This is a genomic window from Crocosphaera watsonii WH 8501, from assembly GCF_000167195.1.
GTDB classification, from domain to species: domain Bacteria; phylum Cyanobacteriota; class Cyanobacteriia; order Cyanobacteriales; family Microcystaceae; genus Crocosphaera; species Crocosphaera watsonii.
Genome location: NZ_AADV02000020.1, coordinates 1 through 17,866, shown reverse-complemented (window position 1 = coordinate 17,866; position 17,866 = coordinate 1). Strand labels below are relative to the sequence as shown.

Below are 17,866 nucleotides of genomic sequence, written 5' to 3'. Positions count from 1 at the left end.
TTTACGAATGGGTAGGGTATAAAGAGTGAGCATTAAAACGGAATAAAACAGATTGAATCCTAATATGCACGTTTGTTCACTTAATAACCAGTGTGATCATTTACTTTTCAGTTTGAGTCAGTTCAATTAAAAACGAATGATCGCCACTCTCTCTGAGGAAGATCCCAGTAAATAATCATCGGTTTCTTCGTTATGTTCTGAACTGGTGGAAAATAGGGATCGATCGGGATCTGAGATCCGGTGATTATTATTATGGAAGTCCCTAATTTGGGGACTTCGTTAACGAGAGGGAGGATTCAAAAAACCATTTTTAATTAAATAAGAAAAGTAGGTGTTCAATAATTTTGCATCTGCTGGAGGGCAGACAATGGAAGATTCTGCTAGTCCATCGGCTGTGTTCTGACATCGAGAGTTGGATGATTTTCTGTGGGCAGTTTGTTCGGAGGACGCTTGTTTAAGAGCAGCTTTGCCACTCTTCCCAGCAAAAAAGGGAATTAAAGGATACAGTGGATTATCTAAACCATTTTCGGAGTCACTCATTAATTTTGTTTGCCACTGCTCAAAAGATATTTGCTCAATTGAGTAACCAAACTCACGTATCCAGTCAAAAAGCTGAAAAGAGTTAATGGGCTGATGATTCGATAAATGAAAGATTTTACTCAGGGATTGTTCTCTCCTCGATAAATAAATTAAAGCTTTGGTGATGTAGTCTACAGGGGTCATATCAACAACAGTGTTGGAATTTGGTACACAACCCATCTGTATAAAACCGACAATCATTCTATACAAACGATCATCTTTGTTACAGACACCAGTTTTGCTATGGCCTGATACTCGTCCTAATCTATAAATAGAAACAGGAATTCCTCGACTTTGTGCAATAGTAATTAACTTTTCTGAAACCCACTTAGTTTGAGCATAACCACCAGAGGGAATTCCTTGATGATCAAAGTTATACAGTTGTTGAATTTCTTTCACCTGAGCATGATCCCGAGAAGATATAACGCTCAAAGTTGAAATATAATTAACGGGTTTAACTTTTACTTGACTGGCTAATCTGAGGATTTCTTGAGTCCCTAAAACATTAGATGCTTTCAAAGCAGTGTATGAATGAACAAGATTAATTGAAGCCGCATTATGATAAATTACATCAACTTTATTAGTCATCATGCGAAACTGTTTCTCACCAAGACCTAAAAGCGGTTTAGATAAATCTCCAATCACTGGAACAATACGCTTACTAAAGGATTCGTGCCATAGAAGATTAGATTCAAGATGATGCTTCAGCTTATTCATTCCTGATTGAATATCAGTAGCTCGGATTAAGCAATAAACCGTAGCATCGGTTTGTTGTAGGAGTTCATAGAGTAAGAAAACTCCGACAAACCCTGTTGCCCCCGTTAAAAATATATTAAATGGTTCCTCCACAAACTTAAAAGAGGTTTCAGGCTGGATCTTAGGATCTAATACTGCTTCAGCATTTAAAACATCTAGGGTAATTTTCCCAGTTGTTAAAGGATTTTTTGTTTGAGGAGTAGATAAGATTCTATTGGATGCTAAGGAATCTTTTTGAGGGGATCTAGACTGACAATAAGTAATAATTTCTTTGAGCTTCTCCATATATCTGTTAGCGATCGCTTCCACAGTAACTCTCTTATGAATTTCTTTGCTATAGGTCCAACTTATTCCTAATTGGCCCCCTGCAACAATTCCATTAATATCCAGTAAATAGTTACGATGAGACAGTAAACTTCTTTTTGCGCCGGTAAATTCTTTAGCAGGGGAAAATAAAGCGGAATCATCGAATACTTGGTCAGATTGACCTAAATAATTAAATCTAATTTCTGGATTTGGCATTCGCTCTCGCAAAAATGCCCCTTGTTCCTCACTCAGATAACGCAACAAACCATAACCTATACCATGATTGGGAATACTCCGCAGTTGAGTTTTAACATACTCTAGAGCAGTTTGTATGTCTGTTGTCTTTTTAAGATCGAGAAACACTGGAAAAATAGTGCTGAACCAGCCTAAAGTACGGGATAAGTCGACATCATCAAAGATTTCTTCCCTTCCATAACCTTCTAAATTAATACATAGTGAACGAGAAGCAATCCAGGGTTCAACAGCTTGCACCAAAGCTGTTAATAAGACCTCATTAATTTGAGTTTCATAAGTACCTGAAACTTCTTTTAATAAAGCTTGTGTGTCTTCTTGACTCAAAGTCATTGATACTGTTTCAGCCAAAGCAAGAGTGTTATTCCCATCAGGAAAATCGACAGGCAAAGGGACAGTTTCACTGGGAATCTGGGTTAACCAGTAATCTAATTCTTGTGGTAATAATTGAGACTGGACATATTCTGGTAATCGTTGCGCCCAATGTTTAAATGAGGTTGTTTTCAGGGGCAATTCGATAGCTCCCCCTTGGCTAACTTGCCCATACGTTATTTGTAAATCTTCGAGCAAAATACGCCAAGATAACCCATCAACCACCAAATGGTGAACAATAATTAGTAGATGTTGGCACTGAGTTTTTCCTAAGTCAAATAAAGCAACTTGTAGTAAAGGCCCTTCAGTTAGATTTAAACTGCTCTGCAATTTTGTGGCCTTAGTGGTAATCGCTGATTGTTGCTCAGACTTAGATAAGTTTGAGAAATCGAAACAAGTCAATGGCACTGTTTCATCAAAGTCAGCATAAGTTTGCTGCCAACCAGTTTCCTCAAAAGAATAGCGTAAGCGCAGGCCATCATGATGCTTAAGTAATTCTTTTAACACTTCTGTTAGCAAATCGGGGTTAATTCTTTCTCGCACTTCGAGGAAAACTGATTGATTCCAGTGATGCTTCTCAATAAAATTCTCTTCAAAGAACCAGTGTTGAATGGGAGTAAGAGGTGCTAAACCATTGACTAATCCTTGTTCTGCTTCGATCTTTTTATTAGTAGCTGCCACTGCTGCTAATTCAGCAATGGTTTGGTATTCAAAAAATTGTCTCGGTGTTAATTGTAGCCCTGCTTGGTTAGCTTTGGCGATAATCTGCATACTGAGAATGGAATCTCCTCCCAACTCAAAAAAGTTATTATAAATTCCCACCTGTTCGAGTTGAAGCATTTTTGCCCAAATCTCAGCTAGTTTTTTCTCATTAGCTGTACGAGGTGCCACGTAATTTCCTGTCAAATTAGCTCTGCTATCTGGTGCTGGTAATTCCCTGCGGTTTACCTTTCCACTGGGCAAAAGTGGCAAAGCGTTGAGATAAATGAAGGTTGGGGGAACCATATAGGATGGTAATTTATCTTGTAAAAACCCTTGTAACTCAGCCGTCGTCAGGGTAAATTGCTTTTCAGGAACGACATAAGCTACCAAATACTTATTCCCTGATTCTTCCTCATGAGATAGTACGACAGATTCCCTAACACCATTGTGTTGTCTCAGTGTTGCCTCAATTTCTCCTAGTTCGATACGATAACCTCTGATTTTAACTTGGTTATCAATTCGTCCAATAAACTCTATATTGCCGTCTGGTAAGTAGCGGACTAAGTCACCTGTCTTATACAGACTTTGACTACCTAAGTTGGCAGTTTGAACTTCGGAGTTAGAAGTTACAAGTTCAGAGTTAGAGTTTTGAATTTTCGAGTTAGAAGTTACAAATTCGGAGTTATAATTTTGGACTTTTTTAAGCAGATTATCAGGCTTGAATACTTCTGATTTTGACAAGTTATCTCTGGATTTATTAATATCTAACTCAGGTTGATGAGGAACTACTTGCTCTAAGTCTTCAAAAAGATTAACAATAAATCTTTCCTTGGTAAGTTTCGGTCTTTCAAGATAACCTCTAGTTACTCCTGCGCCCCCAATATATAATTCTCCTGGTACACCGATAGGCACCGGTTGTAAATAGGAATCTAAAACATAAATTTGGGTGTTGGCAATGGGACGACCAATAGGTACAGTTTTAGCATGGTTAATAGTTTGCTGAAGATTAACTGGATAGGTTAAGACTCCGATAGTGGTCTCTGTTGGCCCGTAATGATTAAAAATAGAACATTGAGGGGCTAATGTTTTAATTCTTTCAATTAATTGCCAAGAACAAGCTTCACCACCAACAATTAATCGTTTTTTTGGTAATACTATTTCAGGATGAGAAGCGGTTAACAAAGCATTTAGGTGAGAGGGGACAATCTTCAGACAATCGATGGAATTATGATGACAATATTCGGCAAAGGTTTCGGGGTTAGTAGTAATTTCCGATGAAAGTATATGAAGAGATCCACCACCACATAAAGCCGGAAAAATAACGGTATTACCTAGATCGGTGGCAAAGGTAGAAACTAAAGCAAATTGACTACAAACTGAAAGATTTAATCTATCTTCTATAGCATTTATGTAGTTAAAAAGTTGCCGATGCTCAACAGCAACACCTTTAGGTTTACCTGTGGAACCAGATGTAAACAGCACGTAAGCTAAATCTTTACTGGTAACATCATTTTCTGGGGGACTAGTTTTCTGATTTGCAATTATTTCCCAGTCTTTGTCGATAGATATGGTCTGTTTTTCTAGGTCAGAAATTTTTTTCAGTAAGGATTCTTGTGTGATAATTATGGGTGTTTTAGCATCTTCTATTCGATAGACTACACTTTCTGCTGGCAGTGCCGGATCTAGGGGAAGATAAGCTCCACCTGCTTTAAGGATAGCGAGTATCGCAATAACAAATAAGAGCGATCGCTCTAAATAAACTCCTACTAAACTATCTGGCTTAATACCTTGATTCTGTAAATAATTTGCTAATTGATTAGCCTTTACATTTAATTCGTTGTAAGTTAATTGCTGTTCTTCAAATACAACAGCAACCTTATCAGGTTTACGTTTTACTTGTTCCTCAAATAGTTTGTGAATACATTGCTCTGGTTGGTATTGTTTCTCTGTATCATTGAACTCAACTAAGAATTTTTGTTTTTGGTTAGGGTTCAAAATATCTAGCTTGCCAATGAGAATTTCGGGATTTTTAACTGCACTTTGCAATAAATTTTGAAACTGTTCTGATACAGTTTTGATATCTTCAGCATTATATCGACTAGAATCAAAATAAAATTTGGTAATTAGAGTTTCTTTTTTCCGCAAACAAGACAATTTCAGTTTGAAATTATCAATGCAAGAATATTGCTGCTCAAAAGAAAAAGATAGGTTTGATGTAGTATATTCTTCTGGAAATTCTTCAAATTCAAAAACAACTGGACAAAAGAGTTCAGTATTTTCTGTTTTTGCCCACTCAAAATATTCTTGCGTTTCGCAGGAATTTTCAACTAATTCATTGATATTTTTTAAGACTTGGCTAAATTTTGAATCTGATTCTAATTGATATGAAAGGGGTAGATATTTAGCTAAAGGTCCTAATACTTCCATTAGTTGCTCATATTTCCTCCCATCGCTACCTATCCCAATAAAAATATCAGATTGGTTGCTAATTCTTCCAAGTAAGATTAGCCAACAAGCTAGGAAAACGTTAGATTGATTAACATTATATATCTCAGTTAATAATTCAATTTTCTGAAGTAGTTCACTATTGATATTGGAAGTAAAATCAATAGTTTTAAGTGGTGAAGTCAGACCTTGTTTATTTTCAAACCAAGGTGACAAGTTATCACTTAAGTTTATGTTTTGTTTGAGCCAATATTCTTTCCCAAATTCAGACTCTGGTGACTCTAAAAGGTCATTTTGCCATTCAGCAATATCTACATAGTGAATGGGTTCATCAATAATATCTTGATTTCTCAAACAAGCTTCATAGAAACAACTAATTTTTTCTACCAAATTCCTGAGAGAAAAACTATCTGCAATTAAGGCCGATAAACTCAATATTAATGTATGCTTTGTTGTTGATAAAGTTAACAGTTCTATGTGTAAAGGATTTCTCTCCTCAAATTGAAAAGACTTTTCTTTTAATTTAGTAAATGTTAATTCAACTATATCTTCTTGCTCTTCCTGAGACAAATCAACTAAATTTAATTTGTTAATACAAACTTTTTCGTTGTCAGCTATTATTTGTAAAGGGACTGTCATTCCAGGAAGACAGGAAAAACGAGTTCGGAAAACTTCGTATTGATCCACAATGTTTTGTAAAGCAGTTTCTAATACCTCAACATCTAAATCTCCCGTAATTGTTACCGCACATTGAACACGATGAGATAATATATTCTCATTTTGTTGGGAAAGCCATATATGATTTTGTTGAGGTGATAATCTAAAACCTTGTAGTTGTTCGTTTTCCATAATAAATACCTGGTAAAATTAAGAATAAATTTTCTGATACTGACATCTTACACCAAGCTTTTTTGAGTATCGATAAAACGATTTTAAAAAGTTTGAAAACCGATAAAATACCTTATCATTTAAGTGAAAATCGATTATTCAAGGTCAGGTGCAAGATGTGAGGAATAATTGTTCTAGTTAGCCATTCCTACAACCACACGACGTGAACCTTTAAATGGTCTTCTTCCGTGAGCATAAAGCAAATTATCTAGCAACAATACATCGCCCTCTTGCCAAGGAAATATGATTGATTCTTGTTGATAGATTTCTCGAATCTCCTCTAATATAGAATTCTCAATCTTAGACCCATCCCCATAATAAACATTGCGGGGTAAATCTTCTTCTTGAAAATTTGCCAAAAGTTGTTCACGAACTGTTGGTTCTATATTGGAAATATGGAATAAGTGAGCCTGATTAAACCAAACTGTTTCTAATGTTTTAGGATGTTTGGTAATGACTTGACAAACTTGACGAGTTCTTAGGTCAACATCAGAATTATCCTTATCACGCCATTCTAATTCAATTCCTGCTTGATGACAATAGGTTTCAACTTCTGATTTGTCGTTAGTATTAAATGCGTTTTGCCAGGTTAAATCTAATCCTGCCCCGTAATTTCGCACATACATTACCTTTTTATCCATAAATTTTTCTTTAATTTTTGTGTTGATACGGGCAAAAACTTTACGACTATCAGCAATAGGAGTTTCTCCACCTTCGTTAGCTTTCTTGATACAATAAAAGGCGATTTTTATCGGCCATTTACGAGAATAAGACATCTCATTATGGAGGAGAATATGATGCTTAGCGGGATATTCAGTAGAAGTATAAATCTTGTCTGAAACATTACTACGGGGTGTTGATCGATAAGAATATTCCAGTATGTTTTCAGAAATTTCTTGAATAAATTTTTGGAATTGAATTACATCTTTTAACTGAAAATCTCGAAAAAGAATTGCTCCCTGTTTTGATAATTTATTCTCAATCAAAACTCGATTATGCTCACTCCAAGTTGCCAAGTTTAAAGCAGCAACTTTGGGTTGAACAACTAATGGAAGAGAATCATCTGATTGTAAATAAGATGTCCGAATTAAATCCTCTTGGGACACACTGATAGATTTACGCCTAACTGTCCCTAATTTCTTGAGCTTTTGTTTAAAATCTACTTTGTTCATTGTTAAATTTTCTCAATAGTGGTTTCATTGTTTAGTTTTGTTAGATAAGTAGTCAGACATATTTAAAGTTAATTGTCAGGCAAGGGAACAGGGAACGGCGAACAGGTAAAAGATAAGGTTTTTAGACTGATTAATATTTCTTAATACAGTGCTGTTTATTTATGTCCGACTACTTATGGGGTAAGGGTTTTGGTATTTTAAAACTCTGATTGTATTAAAAAAAGATTAAATCTCAATACCAAACTCAGATTTGAAGTTGATTTAGCTCCGAATAGTTCTTCTCCTGATTGTTTTTAATTTGTCAATTTCTTTTGCTTGAAGTTTTTGTTTTTGTATTTGTTGTTGTTGTTCATCTTTTTTAACTAGCATGGTAGAAATTTCCTGAATAGTAGTATTTGGTTGCTCTACAATCTGTTGTAAAACTACTTTTAAATGTTCAATGAATTGAGCAATAGTCGCCTCAGGAAACAAGTCAGTTTTATACTTAAATTCGCCACCAAGCCCTTCTGAAGTTTCCGACATTCCCAAAAGTAGATCGTGTCGCACCGCATCCTTTTCAATGTCAAAGGATGTGAGGGTTAAATCAGATAACTCTACCTTCGGTGTTGGTGTATTTTGGAGAACGAACCAGGCATGATATAGGGGATTATCATGGAGATTTCTTTCTGGTTGTAGTTCCTCTACTAATTTTTCAAAAGGGACATCTTGATTAGCATAAGCGTCTAAGGTAACTTTGCGCGCTCGTACTAATAGTTCTCGAAAACTAGGATTCCCAGATAAGTCAATACGTAAAACCAAAGTATTAATAAAAAATCCAATCAATTTTTCAATTTCAACTCGATTACGATTAGCGATTGGTGAACCAACACGAATGTCCTCGGCACCTGTAAAATAATGGAGTAACACTTGGAAGACACTCAGCAGGGTCATATATAAGGTTACCCCTTCTTGACGACACAATAAATTGATAGCTTCGGTTAGGTCTTTTGACAACATAAAGGATTGTTTTGCCCCCTTATTTGTTTTAACCTTTGAACCAGAAGATGACTGAGGAAATGTTAACGGAGTATAGGTATCTCCTAATTGTTGCTTCCAGTAATCAAGCTGGGTTTGTAAAACTTCTCCCTGTAACCATTGGCGTTGCCAAACAGCAAAATCTGCATACTGGATCGGCAATTCTGCAAGTGTGGGGGTTTTTCCTGCGGAAAATGATGGATACAATTGGGCTATTTCCTCAACAAATACTCCCATAGACCAAGCATCTGATATGATATGGTGCATTGTTAGCAATATGACATGATCTTCTGTATTTAATTTCAGCAAAGTTACTCGTAATAAAGGAGAGTTCTCTAAATCAAACGGTTGTGATACATCTTTTTTAGCTAAGTGATATATCTCCTTTTCCTGTTCCAATGGAGTAAAATCCCTTAAATCGATCATTGGAATGGGGAGATTAGACTCAGGATTTATGACTTGAAAGGGTTGACCCTCAACAGCAGTAAAATTCGTCCGTAATACTTCATGTCGTTTCACAATTTCATTAATGCTTGCTGACAGTGCGTCTATGTTAAGTGGACCTGAGAGACGAAGACAAAAATGAAGATTATACGCAGGACTATCAGGGTCTAATTGAGTAAGAAACCATAGTCTCTGTTGGGCATAGGATAGGGGTAATTCTTGTTCACGAGATACTCGTTTAATACTGGTTACTTCGATAGGGGTATCTAACTTAATTGCTTTCTCAATTTCTTCTGCTAATTGGGTAATAGTGGGTTTTTCAAATAAATAACGAATAGGAATATCTACTTTAAATACTTGTCGAATTTGAGAAATTACACGAGTAGCAATTAAGGAATGTCCTCCTAATTCAAAGAAGTTATTATTAATCCCTACTGTTTCTATCCCCAATATTTCAGCCCAAATACCTGCTAATAAGTTCTCAATAGGTGTTGAGGGAAGCACTATCTCATCTGATGATATTTGTGTTCCAATATCATCAGGTAAGGCTTTACGATCAATCTTGCCATTGGGTGTTAGAGGTAATTCTTCTAATGTTACAAAAGCACTGGGAATCATATAGTTAGGCAGTTTTTCTCTTAAAAATTTCCTCAACTTACTGGAGTTAACTGTTGACTCTTCTTGAGGAACAAGATAAGCGACTAATCTTTTATCCCCTGCTATCTCCTCTCTGGCTATCACTACGGCTTCTTTAACTGTTTCGTATTGAGCGATTTGTGCTTCAATTTCTCCTAATTCAATACGCAGACCTCGTATTTTAACTTGGTTATCTAATCTTCCTAAATACTCAATATTGCCATCGGGTAGATAACAAACTAAATCTCCTGTCTTGTATAAACGCGAATAGCCAAAGTTTTCCCTAAATGGATTCTCAATAAATCTTTCTGCCGTTAATTCTGGACGATTAAGATAACCCCGTGCTAATTGTACACCTCCTAAATACAATTCTCCTGGTACACCCACTGGAACAGGCTGCAAATTAACATCTAAAATGTATGTCTGAGTATTAGCTATAGGACGACCAATGGGTACACTTGAGCGTTGACTATTGGCTTGGCACTGCCAGAAGGTGACATCAATAGCTGCTTCTGTTGGTCCATAAAGATTGTGTAATTCTGCTTTCAGACGGCTAAAGAACTTTTCTTCCAATGCAACTGTCAGTGCTTCTCCGCTAGAAAATACTTCTCTCAAACTACTACATGATTCCTCATCAGCTTCTTCAAGAAAAATTTGCAACATTGAAGGAACGAAATGAAGGATTGTTATTTGTTGTTCTTTGATCAGCTTAATAAGATAGGTGGGGTCTTTATGTCCTTCTGGTTGAGCAACAACTAAACAAGCTCCCGTCATCAATGGCCACCAGAACTCCCAAGCAGATACATCAAAACTAAAGGGGGTTTTTTGCAAGACTCGATCTCTTGTAGTTAATTGATAAGTATCCTGCATCCAAAGTAAACGATTAACAACTCCTTGATGAGTGTTCATGGTTCCCTTTGGTTTTCCTGTGGAGCCTGAAGTATAAATGATGTAGATTAAATTATCGATTGATAATTCACTAACAAGGTTCTGTTTACCCCCATTTGACATCAGTTCAGACTTTGTATCTAAACAAATAATACGCCCTTGATACTCAGGTAAGGTTGTTGTTAAATGGTTTTGAGTCAATAAAATCGCAACCTTGGAATCTTCGAGCAAATACTGAATACGCTCAGTTGGGTAAGTTGGCTCGATAGGAACATAAGCTCCTCCTGCTTTGAGGATGGCTAAGAGTCCAATCACCATCTCTAAAGAGCGTTCCACACAAATTCCGACTAATATCTCTGGTTTGACTCCTAAAGAACGCAAATAATGGGCGAGTTGATTAGCTTTTGTATTGAGTTGCTGATAAGTTAATTTTTGGTCTTCAAACTCTACTGCTACTGCATGGGGTGTTTTTTCTGCCTGAGCTTCAAATAATTGATGGATACATTGATCTTGGGAATACTCAACTTTTGTATTATTCCACTCATAAAGTAATTGATGTCGCTCAGTTTCTGTTAGTAAAGGTAAATCTGACAAACATTGTTGTGGGTTAGCAAGCATTGCTGATAATAATGTCTGCAAATGTCCCAACATCCGCTTAATATTAGCAGGAGCAAAAGAGCTTAGATCATAGATAACTTTGAAGGATAACTGTTTCTTACAGCTAACGAGAATAGTTAAAGGATAATTTGTTCGATTAATAACTTTAAAATCAGCAATTTGTAAGTTTTCGTTTCTTTGACTCAACGCGGTATCTACGGGGTAATTTTCAAAAATAACCAAACTATTAAATAATGGTATTCCTTTTGGTATTTCACTCCATCCTTGAATTTGTACCATCGGACACCACTCATATTGACGAGCCTTTGCTTGTTCGGTTTGAAGTGTTTTCAACCAGGGTATAAGTAAATCGTCTTGATTAACCTTTGCCCGTACTGGCAAACTATTAATAAATAAACCAACGGCTGATTCTACCCCTGGTAAGTTGATGGGACGACCAGAAGTAGTTGCCCCAAAAATAACATTATCGTCCCCACTATAACGGTTCAACAATAAAGCCCAAACCCCTTGGATCAGAGTATTGATGGTTAATTGATTTTGTTGTGCCAGAGCCTTAAGTTTCTCTGTGTTTTCTAGGGATAAGACAACATCCTCCTCGATATATTCTTCCGTCTCGGATGTACTACTGGTTAATTTATCTACCACTAAGGGTGTGGATGCAGTTACGCCTTGAAGTTCCTGTCGCCAGAAAGCTTCTGCTTCAGATAAATTTTGCTCTCGCAACCAAGCAATATATTTTCGGTAAGGGAAAGGGGTTTGGAGTTTTATTGGGTTCCCATTATTTAATGCTTGGTATATTTCTAAAACTTCTTTAAACAATATAAATCGCGACCAACCATCAAAGAGAATATGATGGTTACTCCAAATAAATTGATAACCATCTTCATCTGTTTGAATTAACACTAGACGCATTAAAGGCGGTTTTGAAAGTTCATAACTGCGACGTTGATCAGCTTTTAAAAATATATCTAATTTCTCTTCTTGCGTTTCTGCATCAATGTCTCTCCAGTCAATATTCTCTATTTCTAGTGTCACTTTTCGATACACTACTTGCACTGGTTCTTTGACTTCTTCCCAGAAAAAACAGGTACGAAAAGCGGCGTGACGTTCGGTTGTTATTTGCCATGCTTTCTCAAAATTTGAAGTATTAAAATCACCTTTAAAGCCTATTCTATACTGATCGCAATATGCAGTTGATTCAGGGGCATAAAGAGTATGAAAAAGTAATCCTTGCTGTGCTGGCGAAAGTTGGTATATGTCTTGGATGTTGTCTGTTTTCATCTGGGAAATCTCAAGGTTAGGGAAGGTTAAAATTAAGTTTGTAGGAGTTAGGACTCACTGCCTTTATTAGGCAATGAGAATATCAACATTTATTACCCATCTATTTGACCAATTTTGGCAAGTAGTTGGTCAAGTTCTGTTTGACTTACTTCTGCTTCTGGAAAGTCTGAAGGAGTATAACCTCCTACTTCTGGATCTTGGCAATGGGCAATTATGTTACGTAGTGCTTGGGTAAAGTTCTCTGCGAAACTTTCAATGGTATTGGAGTCATGAATATCCTGACTATAAGTCCAGTTAAATTTGAACTGTCCATTACCTACTAAACCGTCAATCTCTAGTAAATAGCTACGAGACCCTCGCTGACTACGGTCTAGCTTAGTCTTTCTGGAAGTCGGTTGAAAAATAGAAGTTTCTTGAAATACCTGGTTAAACTGACCCAAATAGTTGAATTTTAATTCAGGTTGAGGTGTGCTTTTAAAAGGACTATTTTTGTTAATGTATTTTAAAAGGCCATAGTTCATGCCATTTTTAGGAATTCTCCGCAATTGTTCTTTAATTGTTTTAAGAGCATCTCCAGGAGATGAAGCACTTTCTAAGCTGAGAAGAACAGGAAAGTGAGTGGTAAACCAACCTATTGTGCGCGATAAGTTGACATCGGAAAATATGTCTTCTCGTCCATGGCCTTCCAAGGTTAAGTAAAGTGAATTACCTTTCGTCCATTGACAGTAAGACTGAACTAATGCCGTCAATAATACATCATTAATTTGAGTATTATAAGCTTTAGGAACTTCTTGGAGTAAGTCTTGAGTTTCTTGAGGAGTTAGTAAAACTGATATGGTTCTTGCAGAAGCTAATGTATTAGCTGTTTGCTCTTGGGAAAAGGAAAAATCCGTGGGTAAAGAAATAATGGGGTTTGGGGTTTGACTCTGCCAGTATTCTAGTTCCTTAAGCACATCTGAAGAATCAGCAAATTCGTTTAATTTTTCCGCCCATCGTTTGAAGGATGTGGTTTTTATTGGTAGATTAATTTCTTCTTCCCCTTGGCTAAGTTGCTGATAAGCGGTTTGCATATCTTCTAATAAAACCCTCCAAGATACACCATCAACCACTAAATGGTGAATGATTATCAATAGTTTCCCTGGAGTGTCTTGGCCTAGATCGAAATAAGCAACTTTAATTAATGGTCCACTAGATAAATTAAGACTAGCTTGTAACTCCGCTTCTATAGATGCTATTGTCTCTTCTTGGTTAGTTGCTAATTCCCCTGATAAATCGATTCTTGAAACTGGTACTCTCTCATCAGGTGGAACATTAACTTGTTGCCAACCTTGTTCTGTTTCTTCAAAATGCTGTCGTAGTACATCATGATGTTCAAGCAATTGTTTGACAACTTTCTCCAATACCTGAAAATCTAAACCTTGCTTTATCTCTAGAAATACTGATTGATTCCAGTGGTGGGAATCAGCCAATTCTTGAGCAAAAAACCAATGTTGTATGGGGGTCAGGGGTGCTTCTCCAATTACTGGACCTGTTTCAGTTTTGATAGATTCCCTGGTTTTGGCCACTGCTGCCAACTGTGCAATTGTTGGATACTCAAACAACTGTTGCGGAGTGAGTTGCAACCCCATCTGATTTGCTTTGGAGATGACCTGAATACTTATAATTGAATCACCCCCTAGCTGGAAAAAGTTATCATCAATACTAACTCTTTCTAACCCGAGAATTTCAGCCCAAATTGTTGCTAATGTTTCTTCTTGGGGAGTATTTGGCGCAACATAATCATTTTCCTCTTTTGGTGCTGGTAATGCCTTATAGTCTATTTTTCCGTTGGCAGTAACAGGTATGGTTTTGAGGGTGACAAACCGATGAGGCACCATATATTGAGGTAGTCTTATCCTCATAAAGTCTTGTAAGTGGTCAGTGTTATGAGAACCTAACACCACATAAGCAACTAATCGCTGATTACCTTTTTCATCTTTTGGTACAGTAACTACCGCTTGTTTGACAGATGGATGTTGAGATAGAACAGCTTCGATTTCTCCTAACTCTATACGGAAACCACGAATCTTGACTTGGCGATCGCTTCTTCCTAAAAATTCAATACTACCATCTGGCAGATATCGTCCCACATCACCGGTTTTATACAAGCGAGTTGATTGATCAAAAGGATTGATAATAAAGCGTTCTTCGGTTAGTTCAGGACGGTTGTAATAACCTCGCGACAGGTTGGCCCCACCAATATAAATTTCTCCAGGTGTTAACAGGGGAACCGGTTGTAAATACTCATCAAGTAAATATATCTGGGTATTATCAAGGGGACGACCAATAGGCACTGTTGCTGCGTATTGATGCTCTTCTTGTGGGACTTTAAAGGTTAGTACACCAATGGTTGTTTCTGTTGGTCCATAATGATTCAAAATACGACAATTTGGTTGTAGTTCCTGAATTTGTTTGACCAAAGACCAACTCAGAGATTCACCCCCTAAAATCAGTAATTTAGAGGGTAAGATATCTTCAGCATTAACTGTTGTTAAAAGTGCGTTCAAATGAGACGGAACGATTTTAAAACAGTCGATGGGATGGTTACGAAAATACTCTGCTAAGGTTATGGGATTGGTAATCCTTTCTTGAGCGATAATGTGTAAACATCCCCCTGTACACAAAGCAGAAAAGATAATTGTGTTGCCTAAATCAGCGGAGAAAGTGGAAAGCGTGGCAAAACTAGCTGTTTCGGGTAAGTCTAGTCGCTCAATAATACTATTAAAATAGTTACATAGTTGACGATGTTCTACTGCAACTCCTTTGGGTTTACCAGTGGAACCAGAGGTGTAAATAACATAAGCTAGATCGTTAGGCGTAAGATTTTGATCGCTATTTTGGAACTTCTCAACAGTGGTGGGTTGAGAATCTATACATAATACTTGTGCTGTCTCTGATGGTAAACGAGAAGCTAGTTTTTCTTCTGTTAATAAAACTTGTACTTGAGCATCTTCTAAAATCCCATGCAAACGTTCTTCTGGCATTTTTGAATCTAATGGTAAATAAGCCCCTCCTGCTTTGAAAACTGCTAAAATGGCAACAATGGAAAGATGAGACCTATCTAGAAAAATTCCCACTAATACATTTGGTTCCACTCCTAACTGTTGTAGGGAATCAGCTAATTTCTCTGCTTGATTATTGAGTTCTCTATACGTTAATTTTTCCTCCTCGAATACAACAGCAACATTATCTGGTGTTTGTTTTGCTTGCTGCGTAAATCGTTCATGAAGACATAAGGTTCCTTGATGATGTTGTTTAGTCGTTTGATTAAATTTAACTAATAACTGTTCTTCCTGGCGATCACTGATAATTTTAAACTGTGATATTGTTTGTTCAGAATTATTAATGAGACTTTCTAATAATGTTAAAAACTGTTCTGCTAAGTATTCTACTTGTTTCCTTTCATAATAATTAGAATTATATAAAAAGTTAGTCAAAATTTTATCTTGATCCTGATAACAATTAAGACTAATATCAAATGACTCTAAACAAACATAATATTGTTCAACTGCAAAACTAACATCAGCAACAATATATTTATGCGGTAGTTCAGCAAATTCAAATCCCACTGGATAATTAGTATCCTCTAAATTTTCAAAATAATTAAAGTAATCTTGCCACTCAATATTATTGGCGATCGCTTCTTGTACCTGAGCAACAATCTCTGTTAATTTATCTTGAGATTGTAGAGAAATATTAATAGGTAAATATTTAGCCAACAACCCGAAACAGTTTTCTACCTCTTCATATTCCCTTCCATGAAAAGCTGTCCCAATAATCAACTCTTCTTGATTAGTAATTCTTCGTATTAGTAAAGACCAAGCTGTTAATAAAATGCTCTCAATTGATGCTTCATGCTTATCAGCTACTTGAAGAAGACTGTTAACAATAGATGAAGGAATTTCCTTGTTAACAAAATTATAATCTAATTCAGATTTATTTTTCTCATTTTTATATTCATAAGGGGCGACTAAAGTTTTTAAGGGTTCAGAACTTTGCTCACTCCAATACTGTTTACCTGCTTGATTATCTGGTTCTTCTTCATCTTCTAGTAATTGGTTTTGCCATTCAGAAAATTGCAGGTATTGAAGTACATCATTCTCCTCAGTCACGTAATCATTTTTAGAAAGATTAGCGACATAATCTTGACCAATTTCTGATACTAAATTATTTAAAGTGATTGTATCAGCATTCATTCCTAGAAAACTAAATAACAGTAAATATTCATCTTTACCTAAATTGAATAAATAAGCACTAACAATAACATCGGTATTACTTTGTCTTTCCGTTAGCAATATTTTTTCTATATATTCTTTTTGCTCTTCAGTCTTTTTATTACTTAAATCAATATCAAACCAAGAAAAATAATCAGAATCACTAATCACCTGTAGAGGCCATTTTAGTTCAGGTTGAGTATAAAATTTCGTCCTTAAAACTTCATGTTTTTTAATGATCGTGCCTACTGCTGACTTTAAACAGGAGAGATTTATATCACCTGTTAGTCGAATTGTACATTGAACTTTACAGGGAGAAGATTGTTTTTGTAACGACCACAAACGTCTTTGTTGTGGTGATAGTCTAAAACCTTCATTAGTTGTTAATTCTGTCATTTTTTTTTAAATGTGTGATTGTGTTGTTAATAAGTTGTTTGGAAAAGTATATGAAACCTATTTATACTTGTGTGGCAGAAAGAGGAAAGCTTTAAGGGATAAGCCAGAAATAGTGTGTACCCAATAAGTCTGAAGAATCCCATAAATGAAGCATTTATTTTTTATACATTATGTCCTCCTTTTATATTATTCTTATTATTGATTTCCCCCATCGCTACTAGGATTTTTCGATAGCCAATATAGGGATTTCGACTATGAACCGTTAACATATTATCAAGCATTAAAATATCTCCTTTATTCCAAGAAAAAGTCACCTTTAACCTTTGATAAACTTCTGTTATTTCGTCAATAACCGACTTTTCTATGGGGGAACCATCTCCATAATAAACATTACGCGGTAGATTTTCTTCACCGAATAAGGATAATAGTGATTCTTGAATAGATGGCTCTAAAAATGAGATGTGATGTAACTGAATCTGGTTAAAAAATACCATTTCTCCAGTTTGAGGATGTTTTGTAATAGCTTGTCGATAGGAACGAGTTCTCAAATTATTATCAGATAACCATTCAAATTCTAGTGCATTTTGACGACCATAATTTTCTACTTCTGGGCGGTCGCTAGTTTTAAAGAATTCCTCCCAACTAACATCTACTCCTCGGATAAAGTCCCGACCTACATCCAATTGTTCTGCTCTAATCTTTCTCGCATTGAAGTTACTTGACCGATAATTTACGACCATCACATTGGATTTCGCTCTTGCCTGTTGGTCGCTCGAAAACCATTTTCTCGGCAGTTGAATGGACTTCTTCCGATAAACATTTCGCCGGAACGGTCCTACTTCTCGGATTCCAGAAATCCTTCTC

General features: G+C 36.2%; 5 protein-coding genes. All 5 read right to left on the bottom strand.

All coding sequences use genetic code 11. The annotated features are described in order from the left end of the window. Positions 1-279: 279 nt before the first annotated feature. Positions 280-6,261 carry a non-ribosomal peptide synthetase gene (locus CWATDRAFT_RS31770; protein ID WP_007305681.1) on the bottom strand — a complete coding sequence of 1,994 codons (5,982 nt, stop codon included), beginning with the start codon at positions 6,259-6,261 and terminating at the stop codon, positions 280-282. Positions 6,262-6,434: 173 nt separating this feature from the next. Next, positions 6,435-7,472, bottom strand: coding sequence for a TauD/TfdA family dioxygenase (locus CWATDRAFT_RS14275; RefSeq protein ID WP_007305680.1), 1,038 nt, complete (start codon positions 7,470-7,472; stop codon positions 6,435-6,437). A 261-nt stretch (positions 7,473-7,733) separates the two neighbouring features. After that, on the bottom strand, positions 7,734-12,353 hold the full coding sequence (locus CWATDRAFT_RS14270) for a non-ribosomal peptide synthetase (protein WP_007305679.1): 4,620 nt from the start codon (positions 12,351-12,353) through the stop codon (positions 7,734-7,736). Positions 12,354-12,445: 92 nt separating this feature from the next. Continuing rightward, the gene (locus CWATDRAFT_RS14265) at positions 12,446-17,002 is read right to left on the bottom strand and encodes a non-ribosomal peptide synthetase (protein ID WP_007305678.1); all 4,557 of its coding nucleotides are present in this window, start codon (positions 17,000-17,002) and stop codon (positions 12,446-12,448) included. A 161-nt stretch (positions 17,003-17,163) separates the two neighbouring features. Then, on the bottom strand, positions 17,164-17,866 hold a 703-nt coding region (locus tag CWATDRAFT_RS14260; RefSeq protein ID WP_050018355.1), incomplete at its 5' end, for a TauD/TfdA family dioxygenase.

Coding starts and splice junctions, on each gene's coding strand:
- CWATDRAFT_RS31770 (WP_007305681.1), bottom strand. CDS start 6,261: ATGGAAAACGAACAACTACAAGGTTTTAGATTATCACCTCAACAAAAT.
- CWATDRAFT_RS14275 (WP_007305680.1), bottom strand. CDS start 7,472: ATGAACAAAGTAGATTTTAAACAAAAGCTCAAGAAATTAGGGACAGTT.
- CWATDRAFT_RS14270 (WP_007305679.1), bottom strand. CDS start 12,353: ATGAAAACAGACAACATCCAAGACATATACCAACTTTCGCCAGCACAG.
- CWATDRAFT_RS14265 (WP_007305678.1), bottom strand. CDS start 17,002: ATGACAGAATTAACAACTAATGAAGGTTTTAGACTATCACCACAACAA.